Origin of the sequence: Dorea phocaeensis, assembly GCF_900240315.1 — a bacterium.
Classification (GTDB): Bacteria; Bacillota; Clostridia; order Lachnospirales; family Lachnospiraceae; genus Dorea_B; species Dorea_B phocaeensis.
In genome coordinates, this window is the sequence record NZ_OEPZ01000003.1 from 36,589 (window position 1) to 50,597 (window position 14,009).

Sequence of the window (14,009 nt, forward strand, 5' to 3'; positions counted from 1 at the left end):
AGATTATTGTTGATTTTATTTTTAACATACGGTATAATGCATATAGAAAATTCAAATAGAAATGAGGCGAACAAATGCGTGATTTCGGGGAAATATTAGCAGAAAATAGAAAAAAGAAAGGATACTCTCAATCAGATCTGGTAGACCTGCTTTCTCAGGAAGGTATTCAGGTCACTACAAAAGCAATCTCCAAATGGGAGACCAATGCACGAGAACCAGCTTTACATGTTTTCCTGACACTTTGCCAGTTACTTGATATCGAAGATATATATGAATCCTTCTTTGGAGAAAATCCATATAACATTATGAGTGGATTGAATGAAGAAGGCAGAAATAAATTGATTGAATTTGCTGATATTTTAAAAGCTTCTAAAAAGTTTTCTCCACTATCTGCAAAGATTATCCCATTCCATCATCCTGTAGAAATTACCTGGGAACCAGTTTCTGCTGGTACTGGAAATTACCTGGAAGATTCTGTAAAAGAAACCTATGACGTAGGACATCTTGCTCCTGAGCAGACTGACTTTGGTGTACGGATCTCCGGTGATAGTATGGAGCCACTTTATCATACAGATGATGTTGCATGGATTCAGAAAAAAGATTCTCTTGCTAATGGTGAAATTGGAATCTTCTATCTCAACGGCAATACTTACATCAAGGAATTACACGATGAGCCAGATGGTGTTTATCTGATCTCTTTAAATCAAAAATATCGTCCTATCCAGGTTTTGGAATCTGACTCTTTTAAAATTTTTGGAAAAGTAATCGGGAAATGCAAAGGTGCAGAAATTCCGGGATTTCATTAGATTTCAACAGCAGGTTCATGATCCTGCTGATAACAATAAGCAAAGGAAGTGATTGAATGGCAATCAATAATACATTAAAAGATATTCGTGAAGAACGGAATCTCATTCAAGCAGATTTGGCTGAAGCCATAGGTTCCTGCAGCCAGACTATAGGCCGCATCGAACGTGGAGAACGTAATCCCTCTCTTGAGATTGCAATCCGGCTGGCCCATTACCTGAAAGTGCCTGTAGAAGATATTTTTCAAGTTGAAGACTGAAGCATAACAGCCGAAAAACCGAGGAGTAAAATCCCCGGTTTCCCTTTTGCTCAAAAATCACTGTAAACCACTTACATTTTCTTCTTTTCTGCCTGCTCCATCAATCAGGTCATAACTCATATCCAAAAAGTCCAGTATCTTTGCTTCACTGACCGAACCATCCAGTAAAATCGTAATCCAGTGCCGCTTGTTCATATGGTATCCAGGTAAAAATCCATAAGTCTGAATAATCATGCTGGTCATTTCTGGATCGCACTTTACATCCATGATGTCAACCAGATCATTTCCCTCTAATCCCAGTTTCGATTTTTCAACCGTCATGATCACTGCATACCATTTCCCATTCTTATGTCGAAGTACTGCACTGTCCGGTAGTTTACTCCATAAATATTCCGGAATCGTGCCATACTGTTTCTGCACATATTCAAAAATTTCTTCTTTCTTCACAATCTATTCAACTCCTGATTCTTCTGATATCCTGCCCCTAATCATACCACATTTTTGTATGCCATACTACCTGCCAAATTCTTTTGCATTTCTCTTATTCTTCTGACTTTAGCTAATAGAGGGGTAAAACAGCAAGGACAGGAAGTGAGGATACACTTCCTGGAAATCCCAATTTAGGGAACCCTGCCCTAAATTGAAAAAAGCTGAAAGCAACGATACTACTACCTTCTCAGAAAGGAGAACACGCCAATGGCTGAAAGAAAGAGAAGCAAAGAAATCCATTTCTATGTCACAGAAGAAGAACGGAAGCTTATCCGCAGAAAGATGATTGAATCAAAGACCAAAAACATGGGAGCTTATCTTCGTAAAATGGCAATCGACGGTTACATCGTCAACACCGATACTACTCCACTGAAGAAACAGTATGAGGAAATGCATAAGATTGGTGTGAATATTAATCAGATTGCGAAAAAAGTAAACAGCACCGGAGATCTATATCCGGAAGAAATGCAAGAATTGAAAGAGATGGTGAAAGAATTATGGCGTATCTTAAGATCTTCCCCATTAAAGTAACAGACAAGAAAGCTCTGGACTATATTACGAATCCTGATAAGACTGATGAAAAACTGTTAGTTTCCAGTTTTGGCTGTTCCCCGGAAACTGCAGATCTTGAATTTTCTATGACAAGAGAAATGGCAAAAAAGAATGGAATGGACAAAGGTGATAACCTGGCATTTCATCTGATCCAGTCATTTAAACCTGGAGAAGTTGATGCCGAAACTGCCCATCGCTTAGGGCAACAATTTGCAGACGAAGTACTGAAAGGAAAATATGAATACGTGATTAGTACCCATGTTGACAAAAACCACATTCATAACCACATCATCTTTAATGCAGCAAGTTTTGTTGATCATCACAAATATATTTCCAATAAGCGGAGCTACCATAAAATCTGCCGGATCAGTAATCGTATCTGCCATGAAAATGGACTTGCCACCAGTATGCCAACCGGAGAAAAAGGTAAAAGCTATAAAGAGAACATGGAATACCATCGTGGCACCAGTTGGAAAGCCAAGCTACGTGTTGCAGTTGATAAAGCAATCTGGACTTCCATCAACTATGAGGAATTTCTACAAAAAATGCAGTTAGCCGGATACGAAATCCGCCAAGGAAAGCACCTATCCTTCCGTGCGCCTGAACAGAAAAACTTCACTTATATGAAATCTCTCGGAAGCTATTATTCAGAAGAAAATGTTCGCATTCGCCTGGCTAAAAATCGTAACAAAGTGAAAACTCCGAAGCATCTGTCCAGAGAAGCTCGCCTGTATATCAATATTTCCACTTATGTTACGACCGGCAATCGAGAAGGATTTGAACGATGGGCAAAGCTCAATAATCTGAAAGAGGCAGCCCGCACCTTTAACTATCTTTCCGAAAATAACCTGTTGAATTATGAGGATTTCAAGCAGCATGTATCTGACATTGAAGTTTCTGTGAAAGTTGCCGACCAAAAAATAGCACAAATCAACAGTGAGCTGAGCACACAGAAAGTCATTCAAAAGCACTGTGATTCTTATCGGCTCTGCCGAAAAGTGATTGAAGATTGCAAATCTGCTAAAAATCCAAAAGCTTACCGTACCAAGCATCAGGCAGAATACCAGCTACACGATTCACTAAAAAAAGAGCTTCAGGATCTCGGCGTTACCAAAATCCCAAGCTCTAATAAAATCCAGAAGCAGATTGAAAATCTTGAATCTGAACAGGCTGCTACCGTCCGAGAAAAACAGGAGCTGCAGAAAAAGCAAAAGACACTTGATATCATTCGGCAGAATTTCACATCACTGCTTAATGCTCCAGAGATGCAAGTTCCCGTATCAGGAAAAGAGCTAGCTCTTTAAAAAGAAGAGGTACCTACTTAACGGTGCCTCTTCCTTTCCATCTAATCTATTCTTGCGCTACCCTATCACACTCGCACCCAAAAGTAGTCCACGCATACTTATTTCAATCAAAAAAGAAAAAGAGCATATGAATTTGATTGATTCCATACACTCTATATTTATAATCTTCATACTTATTTTGCCATTTCAAAAAAACCGATAATTCCTATTCATACATCTTTCTTCATAGGCGACCACAGCGTATGTAATTTCAGTTTGTACATCTGACTGTCATTTTCCACTGTTGCTTTTATCTGCACAGAAATTTCTTTATTTTTCACAGATGTCTGACGCAACAAAACACGAATATATTGAACATCTTCTTCAATTACTCCAAATTCTTTAAACAGATCAAATTCCGGATTCTTTCTCTGACATAATATCTTCTGTTTTCCGTTTAGTATAGTTAACTGACCTGAAATCGTATTGTAATCAATCGAATTCAATCCACTGTTTGATTTGAAGAAATCTATCTTTTCCTGCATGACCTTGACAACACTCTGTGAATAGTTTTGATTCGGCAGGGATTTATCATTGAGTATTTCATTCGAAAGTCTCTGTATTTCATGAGAATATTTATTATCGTCCATCTCTTTATTAAGCATTTTTGAAAGCTGAATACTCAGTTCTTTCAGACACTTAAGAAGGATGGGATTAAATTGTCCACATTGTCCGTCCAGGATCATTTGAATCGCTGTATCATGATCAAAAGCTTTCTTATAGCATCTTTCACTTGTAAGTGCATCATAAACATTAACAATCGATACCACCTGTGCGGAGATTGGTATTTCTTCACCTTTCAATCCATCCGGATAGCCCTTTCCATCCCATCTTTCATGATGCCACCTGCAGATTTCCCATGCGGTATGTACCAGTGGATGATCTTGCGGAAAATCCATGTCCTTAATTATAGCCGCGCCAAGCTCACTATGGGTTTTCATAATCTTAAATTCTTCATCGGGAAGTCTGCCTGGTTTATTCAATATTTCTTCCGGAATACGAATCTTACCAATATCATGAAGGGAAGAAGCAGTTGTAATCAAAGCAATATCTGTCTCTGTCAAAGGATAAGCATCTGTTACTTTTACCAGTTGTCTCAGCATCATCTCCGTTGCTGTTTTAATATTTTTCTTGATATTTCTTTAGTTTAAGGAAAGATTCGTCACTGATACAGTATTCAATACGGAAGACCTCCGCCAGATGAAGATTATATCTTTTGTAAGACTCCCTCCTTCTTTCAGAACATTGATTGCTATACATACACTCGGCTTAGATACTTCTATATACCGAACCGCATCTATAAAGCAAATCATTCCCTTTATCTTTTGAGGGATTAAAATTGTTTCAAGATAACCCTCACCTGGCGCATAAAGTTCAATTCTTCCTCTTTATCCTCTCTTTACCACTTCCCAAGTGTCAACAGTTATCGCAGGCTGATCGCAGCCGTGACACCCTTTGCAATTTTGAGTACAGTTTGATTGACTGGTTACTTTGTGTATATAGCCTTGATTTTCCAGATATTCAAGCTCTACCCGCACACTGTCCATATCTTTATGCAAAAGATCAGCCAATTCCTGAATACTGTATGTTTTTCCGCTTTGCAGATAATCTAATAATTGAATCAGCACAATATCTCCTCTCCTTTAGAAAATGACACAGCCAACATGGTATGCGATTGTTGCCAAAATCAATGCAGAAAGGATATAGTAGAGGGCAATCCTTACTGTCCATTTCATAGAATGAGTTTCCTGTGCGGTCGCTGCCAATGCCATTAGACAAGGCATATTGAAGAAAAACGCAAACAGGAAAGCCAGAGCTTCCGGCTGAGATATTGTAGACAGCAGGTTTGTACTAAGCGCCGCTGTATCTACCGCGCTTGTTCCCTCAATCGCTCCCCAAATACCAGCCGTATTGAACAGGGAGGCCATAACACCGAGAGCTGATTCTTTTCCCATTGCAGAAGCAACAAAGGCCATAAACAACTGCCACGGCAAACCAAAGAACATTGTTACCGGCTCAATAAAAGTTCCAATGCGATAAATAATGCTGTTCGTCACATTTCCGTCCGGCGTATAAGAAAGAAGCCAGAATATTACGGAAATGCAAATGATGATACTAAGCGCCCGTTTGAGAACGCTTCCCATTTTGTTGAATACAGAGCCTAACAGGGTTTTCCAGTGCGGCTTATGATATGGTGGTAATTCCATAATCAAGCCGGTACGGTCATTTTCCTTGTTTAAAGAACGTCCAAAAATTTTGTAGGTAATGTAAATGTGCAAAAAGGCCACAGCAAACAAGGACAATATTACAAAAACGGCTTTTCCTCCAAAGAATGTACCGCTGATAAGACCAACTACACCCCAGGTAGAAGCACAGGGAACTACCCAAGAAAGGGCAATCGTTAAAATACGCTGTCCCCAAGAATCAATAACTCTTGTGCCGGTGACACCACCTATATTGCAGCCGAAGCTAACAAGAAAGGGCATAATCGCTTTCCCCTGCAAACCAAGTTTCGTCATGGTATTATCAAACACATAGGAGATACGGGCCATATACCCGATGTCCTCCATAAATCCGAAAACAAGGCTGATTCCAAATACATAGCAAGCCATTTGCAAGGCAAACGTAACAGCCGTTAATACAGCATTACACAAGAGCGATACAATGACAGAGGCAACTCCAACACTAAGGAGCCAATTTGCCAGCGGCGTTGAAATGCCGGAGATCAGCGCCCCTACCAGTTCCATAAGGGGCATACCAATCAGCATAGAGCAGATCAGCCCCAGCACAATCATACCAATGGCAATAGGCTTTCCCCACCGTTTGCTAGTGGCTGCTTTATCAAACCGGCTACGGCTGGTTTTCTTTTTGCTGCTTGTCACATTTTCTTGAATCAGTGTGTCAATCCACTTAAATTTGCAATCTGCCGTCCGCAAATTTCCATCTTTTACACAACTGATTAAACTCTTTATTTTTTCAAATATCCCCGGTTCTGTTTTCCCTTGAACAAAAGAGAGTGCGAGCTTATCTTGTTCCAACAGCTTTTCAGCCAGCCATGAGGCAGAGTATATTTCAATTCCCTGCTTTGGTAGCAATTCTAAAATTGCAGAATATTCATCGCCAATATTTTTCCGGCAAAGCTGCTCCAACTTTGCAGCATTTAGAAAAGAGGCTCTTTTTTCAAGATTTTCCAACAGGTTAAAGAACGGCTGGTATTGCTTTTTGTCTGCCGCAACCATAGGAACAACAGGAACCCCCAAGGATTTTTGCAAACCCGCTACATTGATTTTCTTTCCCTGTCCCTCGGCTATATCCATCATATTTAAAAGCAATACGACAGGAACATGGATTCCAGCATAATCAGCCAGCATAAATAGACTTCTGTTTAACTGTGAAGCGTCGGCCAGAATACATACAAGGTCGGCCTCTCCACTGGAAATATAGTTTCTCGTTACTACTTCTTCATCGGAGTTAGCAGAAAGGCTATATGTACCCGGCAAATCCACGATTTTGTAGGTTATGCCATTATGGGAAAAGAAGCCATCTTTACGCTCCACAGTTTTTCCGGGCCAATTTCCAACGTGTTGACGGGAACCGGTCAATCCGTTAAAAAGAGTTGATTTTCCAGAATTAGGCTGCCCCAGCAGGGCAATCGTTTTTTCAGCCATTATTACCTCACCTCCACCATGATTTTTTCTGCTTCATTTTTATTCAGCGCAACCATTGTATCTCTGTTATACAGAAGAACCGGCTGCTTTTTAGGATTCTGTATAACTTCAATCCTGCTTCCTATAGTAAGCCCGATAGAAGTTATCCGGCTTTGAAAATGGCTATCCCCGGTGATTGCGACAATCGTTCCGCAGGAGCCATCATCCAATTCATTTAATTTTTTCATTCGTTCCAATTCCTCCAATCTTTTTTGTCAGCCCATAATAAAAATCCGTACCCTGATTAAAACTAAAATTACACCGCCTAATATTCCGGCCCGGTTTCCTAACCGATCTCCGAAAAAATGTCCAATCCATACGCCGACAAACGCAATTAAGAATGTCGTGGTTCCTATCAGTGCGGCCGAGGGAAGAATTTTTACATTTAAGGCCGTCAGCGTTATGCCGACTGCGAAAGCGTCAATGCTTGTAGCAATCACAGCCGGAATCATAACGGTAAAGCCTAATTCTCTGCTTGTTCCTTTACATTCACCTTTTAGATTTTCACGAATCATGTTGATACCGATTATGCACAGAAGAAACAATGCGACATATTTAGAAACCGCTTCAATATACTGGCGAATTGTTCCGCCTCAGATATATCCGAGTGTAGGCATAAGCGCCTGGAATCCGCCAAAATATACTCCTGCTTTTTGGTATTCAAGCCTTTACAGACCGAAACAGCGAAAGCGTCCATTGATAACCCAACAGCAACCAGTAATAGGTCAAGCAGTCCCATCGGTATCCCCTCCTTTACCGGCCTTTCTTTATGCCCCATTTACAATCCATTTCTTTGCTTTTTCCTGCTCCTGAACCATTTCATAGTAATGGCCTTTTTTCGCAAGCAGTTCCGTATGGGTTCCCATTTCTTCAATGCGTCCCTGATTTAACAAAATAATCTGGTCTGCATTTTGAATGGTATTCAGCCGGTGGGCGATTACAAATACCGTTTTTCCTTTCATCAAGCGGTCTAACGCCTGATTGATTTTTGCCTCGTTATCCGCGTCAAGTGAAGCCGTCGATTCATCCAAAAGCAGAATAGGCGCATTTTTCAGAATGGCCCTTGCGATAGCAATTCTTTGTTTTTCGCCGCCAGAAAGCGTATTGCCACCCTCGGAAAGCCGGGTCTGATACCCCTCCGGCAACTTTTCGATAAATTCATGGCAACGTGCCGCCTTTGCTGCCTCTATGATTTCTTCCTCTGTTGCGTTCTCCCGGCCAGCCTTGATATTATTATAAATCGTGTCCGACAGAAGCGTATTTTCCTGAAACACCTCGCTGATATAGTGCAGAAGCCCGTCCGGGTTTAAATCTTTTATATCCTTGCCGCCAATGCGGATAGTTCCTTTTGACACATCCCAAAACCGGGCAATCAGATTTGCAACTGTGGATTTCCCGGAGCCAGACGGTCCGATCAGGGCGGTAACGCTATTTTCCTTTGCAAAAAAGCTAATATCCGTCAAAACATCAGCCTGCTTATTATAGGAAAAATCGACGTGTTCAAAGGCAATATCAAAATGCGACAGCTTTACATCTTCTTCCTTGTAAGAAAGCGGCTTCGTGTCATACGCCTGTTCCAGATTGTGTACCGCCAAGTTCAGGTCTTTCAACAGATTATAAGAGTGTTCAAAAGCAATCAGCAGAGCAGACAGCGCAAGGCTCATCAACATAAAAGCTACAAGCTGATTGGGGGCAATCGTACCTCCAAGAAACAGATAGCTGCCAACCAACAGAACAAGAGGAAGCAGGAAATTGGCTACAATCGAATACATACTGGTGGGAGCCGCCATTTTTACCTCTGCTTTTACATTTGTCTTGCGAATTGCGTCCAGCGTATCTGTCATTCTGGAAAAGTGGGAGCTTGTCATGTTATGGGATTTAAAAACTTTCATTCCTTTGACATACTCTAAGACAATCGAAATCATTTTTGCGGTGAGATTCCTTTTCTGTGTCCCGTATTTTTCCACAAGACGGTTGCCCCAAGAGAGAACCGGCATGGCAATTAGAAGCACAACACATTCGGCAAGTGCCAGTTTCCAGTTAATAAAGAATGTTCCGATCAGCACCAGAGCCGCCGTTACTACGGTCTTTACAATGGACGGGAGTGTATGTGTAATCACAAGTTCAAAATTGGTTAAATCCTTTGTCAGTGTTCCAAGAAGATAGCCGCTGCTGTTCTGGTTGAAATAGCCAAGACTTAATGAGCGATAATGATTGGCAAGGTCAAGCCGCATTTCCCCGCACATTTCTGCGCCTCTTGCGAAGCACAGATAATAGGCGCTCCGATAGATTACCAACCGGGCAATCACACTGATAAAGCAAATCGCCGTGTAGATAACAATTTTACCTGCCGTAAGCGTGTTGCCTAAAAGCTGAATGACTGTCATATAGAGAACAACATATAAAACGATACTAAGAACAGCGTCCGCGCCCATTAAGGCAATCGGAAACTTAATCTGGTTGCTTTTTTCTCCAAGCAGCTTCCTAATGGTACGCAGCATTTAAACCGCCTCCTTTCCGATAGTGGCCTGTGTATAAATTTCCCACATCCGGCCATATACGCCGCCTTTTTTTACCAACTCCTGATGGGTTCCCTGCTCGGCCACAGTACCGTCCTGAAAAACAACAATTTTATCTGCGTCCCGGATAGTATGGAGCCGGTGGGCGATCATAATTGTGGTTTTTCCTTTCAGAAGATTTTGCAGGGCAAGCTGGATTTTATGTTCATTCTCAATGTCAGAGTAGGAAGTCGCCTCGTCGAAAATGACGATAGGAGCATCTTTCAAAATTGCTCTTGCAATCGAAATCCGCTGCTGCTGGCCGCCAGAGAGTTTTACACCCTCGTCGCCAATCCGCGTCTGATAGCCTTTCGGCAGGCCCATAATGAAATCGTCAATCTGTGCTGACCTTGCTGCTTGCCGTACTTCTTCTTCGCTGGCATTGGTTCCCATACGGATATTTTCCAGTAATGTATCTTCCAGAAGAAAAACATCCTGAAAGACGAAAGCCGTCAAATCCATCAGATTTTCCGTTTTTAGGTCAGTAATTGGTACTCCACCTACTTTGATGGTTCCGCCTGTGGTGTCCCAATAGCGCCCAAGAAGCTGAACCGCCGTTGTCTTTCCAGCCCCGGACGGGCCGACAAAGGCGTTGACCGTTCCCGGCTCCAAGTGCAGGTTTACAGAAGTGAGCGCGTCTTTTCCTCCGCTGGTATAATTGAAAGTTACATCCTCAAAATCAATTCCATAGCAGCCGTCTTTTTTCAGGGTCTTGCTTCCGCTTTTCATTTCGTCCATATCCATAATCTTTTTGATACTGTCCAAACCACTGCCAAGCTCCATCGACTGCATAACAATCGTAACCAGATTTAGGAACGAAGTGAAAAAGCACATGGTAAGCAAAATAAACAACAGGTAAGAAGCTACTGACAGAGAGCCTTTTGAGTATAGCCAGCCGCCAAAGGGCAGCGTAAAGAGGATGGCGGAATCTAATACTACAAGGGCAATCGACAGAGGATTGCAGGAGGACACGCACATCTTTTTCCAACAGGTCGTATAAAGGTGAAGCGCGTTCCGATACTGCTCGAATTTTTCCGCTGTCAAGTGGTACATTTTGATGACTGGCATGGCCGTGATAAATTCATTGGCAGAAGCATTGAGTTTTTCCGTATCTTCTGCAAGTTCCGCCGACATATCCGGGTAATTCTTAACCATCATCATCGGAACAGCAATTCCCAAAATCATAGGAATCAGCATAACAAGGGCCATAACCCAGTGCAGGCGCAGCATGAAAATAAACATCATAAGCGGAACGACAATCGCCTGTGCCAGTTCCAATGTACTGTGCGCTAAAAATTGTTCTACTCTGTCCACATCGTCAAAAAGCGTTGTCTTGATCTGTCCGGGAGAGCGTTCCTGAAAAAAGCCCAGGTTGAATCTGGATATATGTTCCAGCACCTTTACTTTGATTTTGTGCATGGTATTGAACGCCGCCACATGGGAGCAGATACCCGCAAAAGACATGAGGATGGCTTGCCCGATGGCTGCCGCAATTCCAATGCAGGCCCACATAGCCATAGCGCCAAACGTCACTTCATTTTGGATAATCAGAAGCAATATCTGATACACCACCAGATAAGGAATCAGCGATAAGGCCGAGCAAAGAACAGCCAACAACATTCCCACGCCCAGCTTTCCACGTTCCCCTCTCGCAAGGGTAAAAACATAGGATAATCCGGTTCGTTTTTGTTCCATAAGAAACGAACCTCCTTTCTCTTTTTTTGAGGTTAGAAATTACTAACCTTGACACAATTCATTTTACAGGTTAGAATAAAAAAATCAACAGCTATACTATTTGGGAATTTAATTTTTAAAAGCAACTCAAAGTACTGTATTTTCGGTGCTTTATGGAGTTTTTTAATTTATTTTTTTATAAAATCGTGACTAATAAAAATTGGATTGTGACTTTTTTATTGAAGCTCTAAAGGAGGAATGAAAAAATGGCTCTTTCGATTGCAGACTACTTGTTACAGCTTCCAGAAAATATGAACTTTGCAAAAGTACAGGAATTATCAGGAGAGGATTCACTCTACTATCGTATGCTTTCCGACTACGGAAGCGGCTCATTTCAGTTGATACGCTTTGAGAATGACCTGCTTATGATTCTGATTGCAGACTACACGCCAAAGGAAACCTTTGAAAAAATCGCAACTATTTCTGAAGAATATATGGAAATCAGCCAGTTTGAAACAGACAGCAGTTCTTTCAAAATCGGGAGACGGAAAACACAGCCCGTCGGTAAAGGGATTTACTGCTATGTGAACACCCAAAAGACCACCTATGTCTATTGCGAAAAAGGAAAGCCGGTAAGATTTACAAAAATCATTTTGACAAGAAAGTATTTTGATACTTATTTCCGGGTGCATTATGGAAAAGATTATGAACAATCAAAAGTGGCAAAGGAATACCTTTTGAAAAATCCAAATCTGCCGGAGCTTAACTTTGTCTTTCAGCAGATCAGGGATTGTCAGGCGGTAGGACAAACGCTGCACTTATATCTGGAAAGCAAAGTTCTGGAATTACTCTCTCTTGTCATTAAGGGCATGGAGCAAAAGGAAAATCATATTTCTGTCAAGTTAGATTATAAGGACATCCGTGATCTGAAAAAAACAGTTACCTATATGAAAAAGGATTTGTCTGCTTATCCGTCCGGGGAAGAACTTGCGCAAATCGCAGGAATGAGCCCTGCCCGGTATCAGCTTGCTTTTCGGAAGTATTACGGCACTACTCCCTATGAGTATCTAAAAGAAATGCGACTGAATCAGGCGCTATTCCTGTTGAAAAACTCTGATTATGGGATTGCTACGATTGCCGCAAAGGTTGGCTATCACAATTCAGGCCATTTTGCAAAGCTATTTAAAAATGCCTATGGTATGGGGCCAAAGGAATACCGAACTAATCATAATATAAAATAAATTTATTTCTCTTATAAAAACAGCCATCTAAAAGAATGATGGCTGTTTTATACTTCCACTAAGTTTTCTAATCGCTTATTTAATTTTTCTGCAACTTTTATAATACACTTCTAAATACTTCACTTCTATCAAGTGCTTTTTCAAATTCTCTACAATTGTCTATCCATTTTTCTACCTGTTCACCGTTATAAATAATTGCACGCTGTACCCAAGAACTACAATAGGAACAATAATTGCTATCTGTTACATCTATATTTTGTTTTGAGACACATATTTTATGATTACATGCATAATCATCTACAAATTTTTTAAGGAATCCATCTAATTTAGTATTATCAATATAAATATTTGGAAGATCAAATATCTTACTATAATTAAACATTTGAGAAATATTATATAGCTCTGCCATAGTTTTCATTTCCTCAGCAGTAGGCTCTGTCTTTACGACCATATCATCCGACTTTGGCCATAACAATATATCCAAAAGATTCCCCTTATATTGTCTCCTCGCATATGCTTCGACAACTCTTGTTAGAAATTTTGTTGATTTAGTTCGCTCTACCAATTTTATCGACAAATTAAAATTATCGGTTTCCTCACATAATTTCTCGTAATAGCATAAATCTTCCGGTCTTATCCAATCTGAACTTATCAAATTTGACATATCTTCAATTTTAGTACTCAAACATTTCATCAAACAGTAGTCAATATCTCCCCGAGAGCAACTATCTGAACAACTAAAATGTCCCTGCACTGTCCCATGCATAATACTGTATGGACACATATGTAAGCATAAATTATTCGCAATCAAACGTAACGTCACATTTTTCCCTTTTGTATATAACAACATTTTTTTTAATAATTTAAAATCTCGATTTACATGATGTGCTAGGGTTATCTCATCTGCACCTAATTCAATCCATCTTTTAATATGGTTCAAATCGAATGCATACGCATATAAACCAACTGTAACTTTGAAACGTGGAAATTGTGTTTTTATCAGTTCGCATAAATAGGGCGATGTTATTGTGATAGCATCAACACCTATTTTATCCAATTCTTTTAATAACTCAATTATCTTGAAATGGCTATCAGCCTCAAGTTCCTTATTTTCCATGCACATCGCATTAATCAAATAGTTAAATTCCAACTTATTTTTATGGCACAGTTCAATATAATCTCTTAATTCCTCCATAGTAATATCGGGCAAAAAGGCTGAAGAACGTCCGCCACCCAAAAAATCTGTCTTTAGTTTTCCAAATACTGAGGAAAATTGATTATTTTTATTATTCTCTGCAATCACATTTATCAAGTTTTTGTCAAAATTTGTACCCACATCAAATGTTAAATGCTTCATAGTTGGTCTCCTTTTTTATTCATCA

General features: G+C 40.4%; 13 protein-coding genes and 1 pseudogene. 5 read left to right on the forward strand and 9 right to left on the reverse strand.

Annotation, left to right across the window (positions count from 1 at the left end):
* Window positions 1–74 precede the first annotated feature (74 nt).
* Window positions 75–806, forward strand: a complete 732-nt coding sequence (locus C0979_RS07310; RefSeq protein WP_024720754.1) for a helix-turn-helix domain-containing protein — start codon at window positions 75–77, stop codon at window positions 804–806.
* Window positions 807–862: 56 nt separating this feature from the next.
* Entirely contained in the window at window positions 863–1,063 is a 201-nt protein-coding gene (locus tag C0979_RS07315) for a helix-turn-helix transcriptional regulator (protein ID WP_005344265.1), read from the forward strand.
* 57 nt (window positions 1,064–1,120) lie between these two features.
* Here C0979_RS07315 and C0979_RS07320 read toward each other — a convergent pair whose 3' ends face one another.
* On the reverse strand, window positions 1,121–1,510 hold the full coding sequence (locus C0979_RS07320; RefSeq protein ID WP_027090212.1) for an MmcQ/YjbR family DNA-binding protein: 390 nt from the start codon (window positions 1,508–1,510) through the stop codon (window positions 1,121–1,123).
* A gap of 249 nt (window positions 1,511–1,759) precedes the next feature.
* Here C0979_RS07320 and C0979_RS07325 point away from each other — a divergent pair, with 249 nt between their 5' ends.
* Both C0979_RS07325 and C0979_RS07330 read left to right on the forward strand, forming a co-directional pair.
* Window positions 1,760–2,083, forward strand: a complete 324-nt coding sequence (locus C0979_RS07325) for a MobC family plasmid mobilization relaxosome protein (RefSeq protein ID WP_027090211.1) — start codon at window positions 1,760–1,762, stop codon at window positions 2,081–2,083.
* On the forward strand, window positions 2,050–3,408 hold the full coding sequence (locus tag C0979_RS07330) for a relaxase/mobilization nuclease domain-containing protein (RefSeq protein ID WP_027090210.1): 1,359 nt from the start codon (window positions 2,050–2,052) through the stop codon (window positions 3,406–3,408). Before C0979_RS07325 ends, C0979_RS07330 begins: the two co-directional genes overlap by 34 nt.
* A 209-nt stretch (window positions 3,409–3,617) precedes the next feature.
* Here C0979_RS07330 and C0979_RS07335 read toward each other — a convergent pair.
* The 7 genes and pseudogenes from C0979_RS07335 to C0979_RS07370 form a co-directional block, all read right to left on the reverse strand.
* A pseudogene (locus C0979_RS07335) lies at window positions 3,618–4,574 on the reverse strand (HD-GYP domain-containing protein); the annotation flags it as partial.
* Window positions 4,575–4,835: 261 nt separating this feature from the next.
* Complete coding sequence (locus C0979_RS07345; protein ID WP_051592819.1) at window positions 4,836–5,075, reverse strand: FeoC-like transcriptional regulator; 240 nt, start codon at window positions 5,073–5,075, stop codon at window positions 4,836–4,838.
* Between the two features lie 15 nt (window positions 5,076–5,090).
* Window positions 5,091–7,115: a ferrous iron transport protein B gene (feoB, locus tag C0979_RS07350; protein WP_027090209.1), complete on the reverse strand. Its 2,025-nt coding sequence runs from the start codon at window positions 7,113–7,115 to the stop codon at window positions 5,091–5,093.
* Window positions 7,116–7,117: 2 nt separating this feature from the next.
* Window positions 7,118–7,342: a FeoA family protein gene (locus C0979_RS07355; RefSeq protein WP_027090208.1), complete on the reverse strand. Its 225-nt coding sequence runs from the start codon at window positions 7,340–7,342 to the stop codon at window positions 7,118–7,120.
* Window positions 7,343–7,369: 27 nt separating this feature from the next.
* Window positions 7,370–7,699 (reverse strand): manganese efflux pump, encoded by a 330-nt coding sequence (locus C0979_RS12120; RefSeq protein ID WP_240474551.1) that lies wholly within the window; start codon window positions 7,697–7,699, stop codon window positions 7,370–7,372.
* Window positions 7,700–7,921: 222 nt separating this feature from the next.
* Window positions 7,922–9,655, reverse strand: a complete 1,734-nt coding sequence (locus tag C0979_RS07365) for an ABC transporter ATP-binding protein (RefSeq protein ID WP_027090207.1) — start codon at window positions 9,653–9,655, stop codon at window positions 7,922–7,924.
* Window positions 9,656–11,407: an ABC transporter ATP-binding protein gene (locus C0979_RS07370; RefSeq protein ID WP_101695375.1), complete on the reverse strand. Its 1,752-nt coding sequence runs from the start codon at window positions 11,405–11,407 to the stop codon at window positions 9,656–9,658.
* Window positions 11,408–11,652: 245 nt separating this feature from the next.
* Between C0979_RS07370 and C0979_RS07375 the strand changes: the two genes are divergently transcribed.
* On the forward strand, window positions 11,653–12,627 hold the full coding sequence (locus C0979_RS07375) for an AraC family transcriptional regulator (protein WP_027090205.1): 975 nt from the start codon (window positions 11,653–11,655) through the stop codon (window positions 12,625–12,627).
* 97 nt (window positions 12,628–12,724) lie between these two features.
* On the opposite strand, the gene C0979_RS07380 is transcribed toward C0979_RS07375, so the two are convergent.
* Window positions 12,725–13,984 carry a U32 family peptidase gene (locus C0979_RS07380; RefSeq protein WP_027090204.1) on the reverse strand — a complete coding sequence of 420 codons (1,260 nt, stop codon included), beginning with the start codon at window positions 13,982–13,984 and terminating at the stop codon, window positions 12,725–12,727.
* Between the last annotated feature and the right edge of the window lie 25 nt (window positions 13,985–14,009).

Excerpts from the sequence above, each read along its gene's own strand:
- C0979_RS07310 (WP_024720754.1), top strand. The coding sequence starts at position 75 with ATGCGTGATTTCGGGGAAATATTAGCAGAAAATAGAAAAAAGAAAGGA.
- C0979_RS07315 (WP_005344265.1), top strand. The coding sequence starts at position 863 with ATGGCAATCAATAATACATTAAAAGATATTCGTGAAGAACGGAATCTC.
- C0979_RS07325 (WP_027090211.1), top strand. The coding sequence starts at position 1,760 with ATGGCTGAAAGAAAGAGAAGCAAAGAAATCCATTTCTATGTCACAGAA.
- C0979_RS07330 (WP_027090210.1), top strand. The coding sequence starts at position 2,050 with ATGGCGTATCTTAAGATCTTCCCCATTAAAGTAACAGACAAGAAAGCT.
- feoB (WP_027090209.1), bottom strand. The coding sequence starts at position 7,115 with ATGGCTGAAAAAACGATTGCCCTGCTGGGGCAGCCTAATTCTGGAAAA.
- C0979_RS07355 (WP_027090208.1), bottom strand. The coding sequence starts at position 7,342 with ATGAAAAAATTAAATGAATTGGATGATGGCTCCTGCGGAACGATTGTC.
- C0979_RS07365 (WP_027090207.1), bottom strand. The coding sequence starts at position 9,655 with ATGCTGCGTACCATTAGGAAGCTGCTTGGAGAAAAAAGCAACCAGATT.
- C0979_RS07370 (WP_101695375.1), bottom strand. The coding sequence starts at position 11,407 with ATGGAACAAAAACGAACCGGATTATCCTATGTTTTTACCCTTGCGAGA.
- C0979_RS07375 (WP_027090205.1), top strand. The coding sequence starts at position 11,653 with ATGGCTCTTTCGATTGCAGACTACTTGTTACAGCTTCCAGAAAATATG.
- C0979_RS07380 (WP_027090204.1), bottom strand. The coding sequence starts at position 13,984 with ATGAAGCATTTAACATTTGATGTGGGTACAAATTTTGACAAAAACTTG.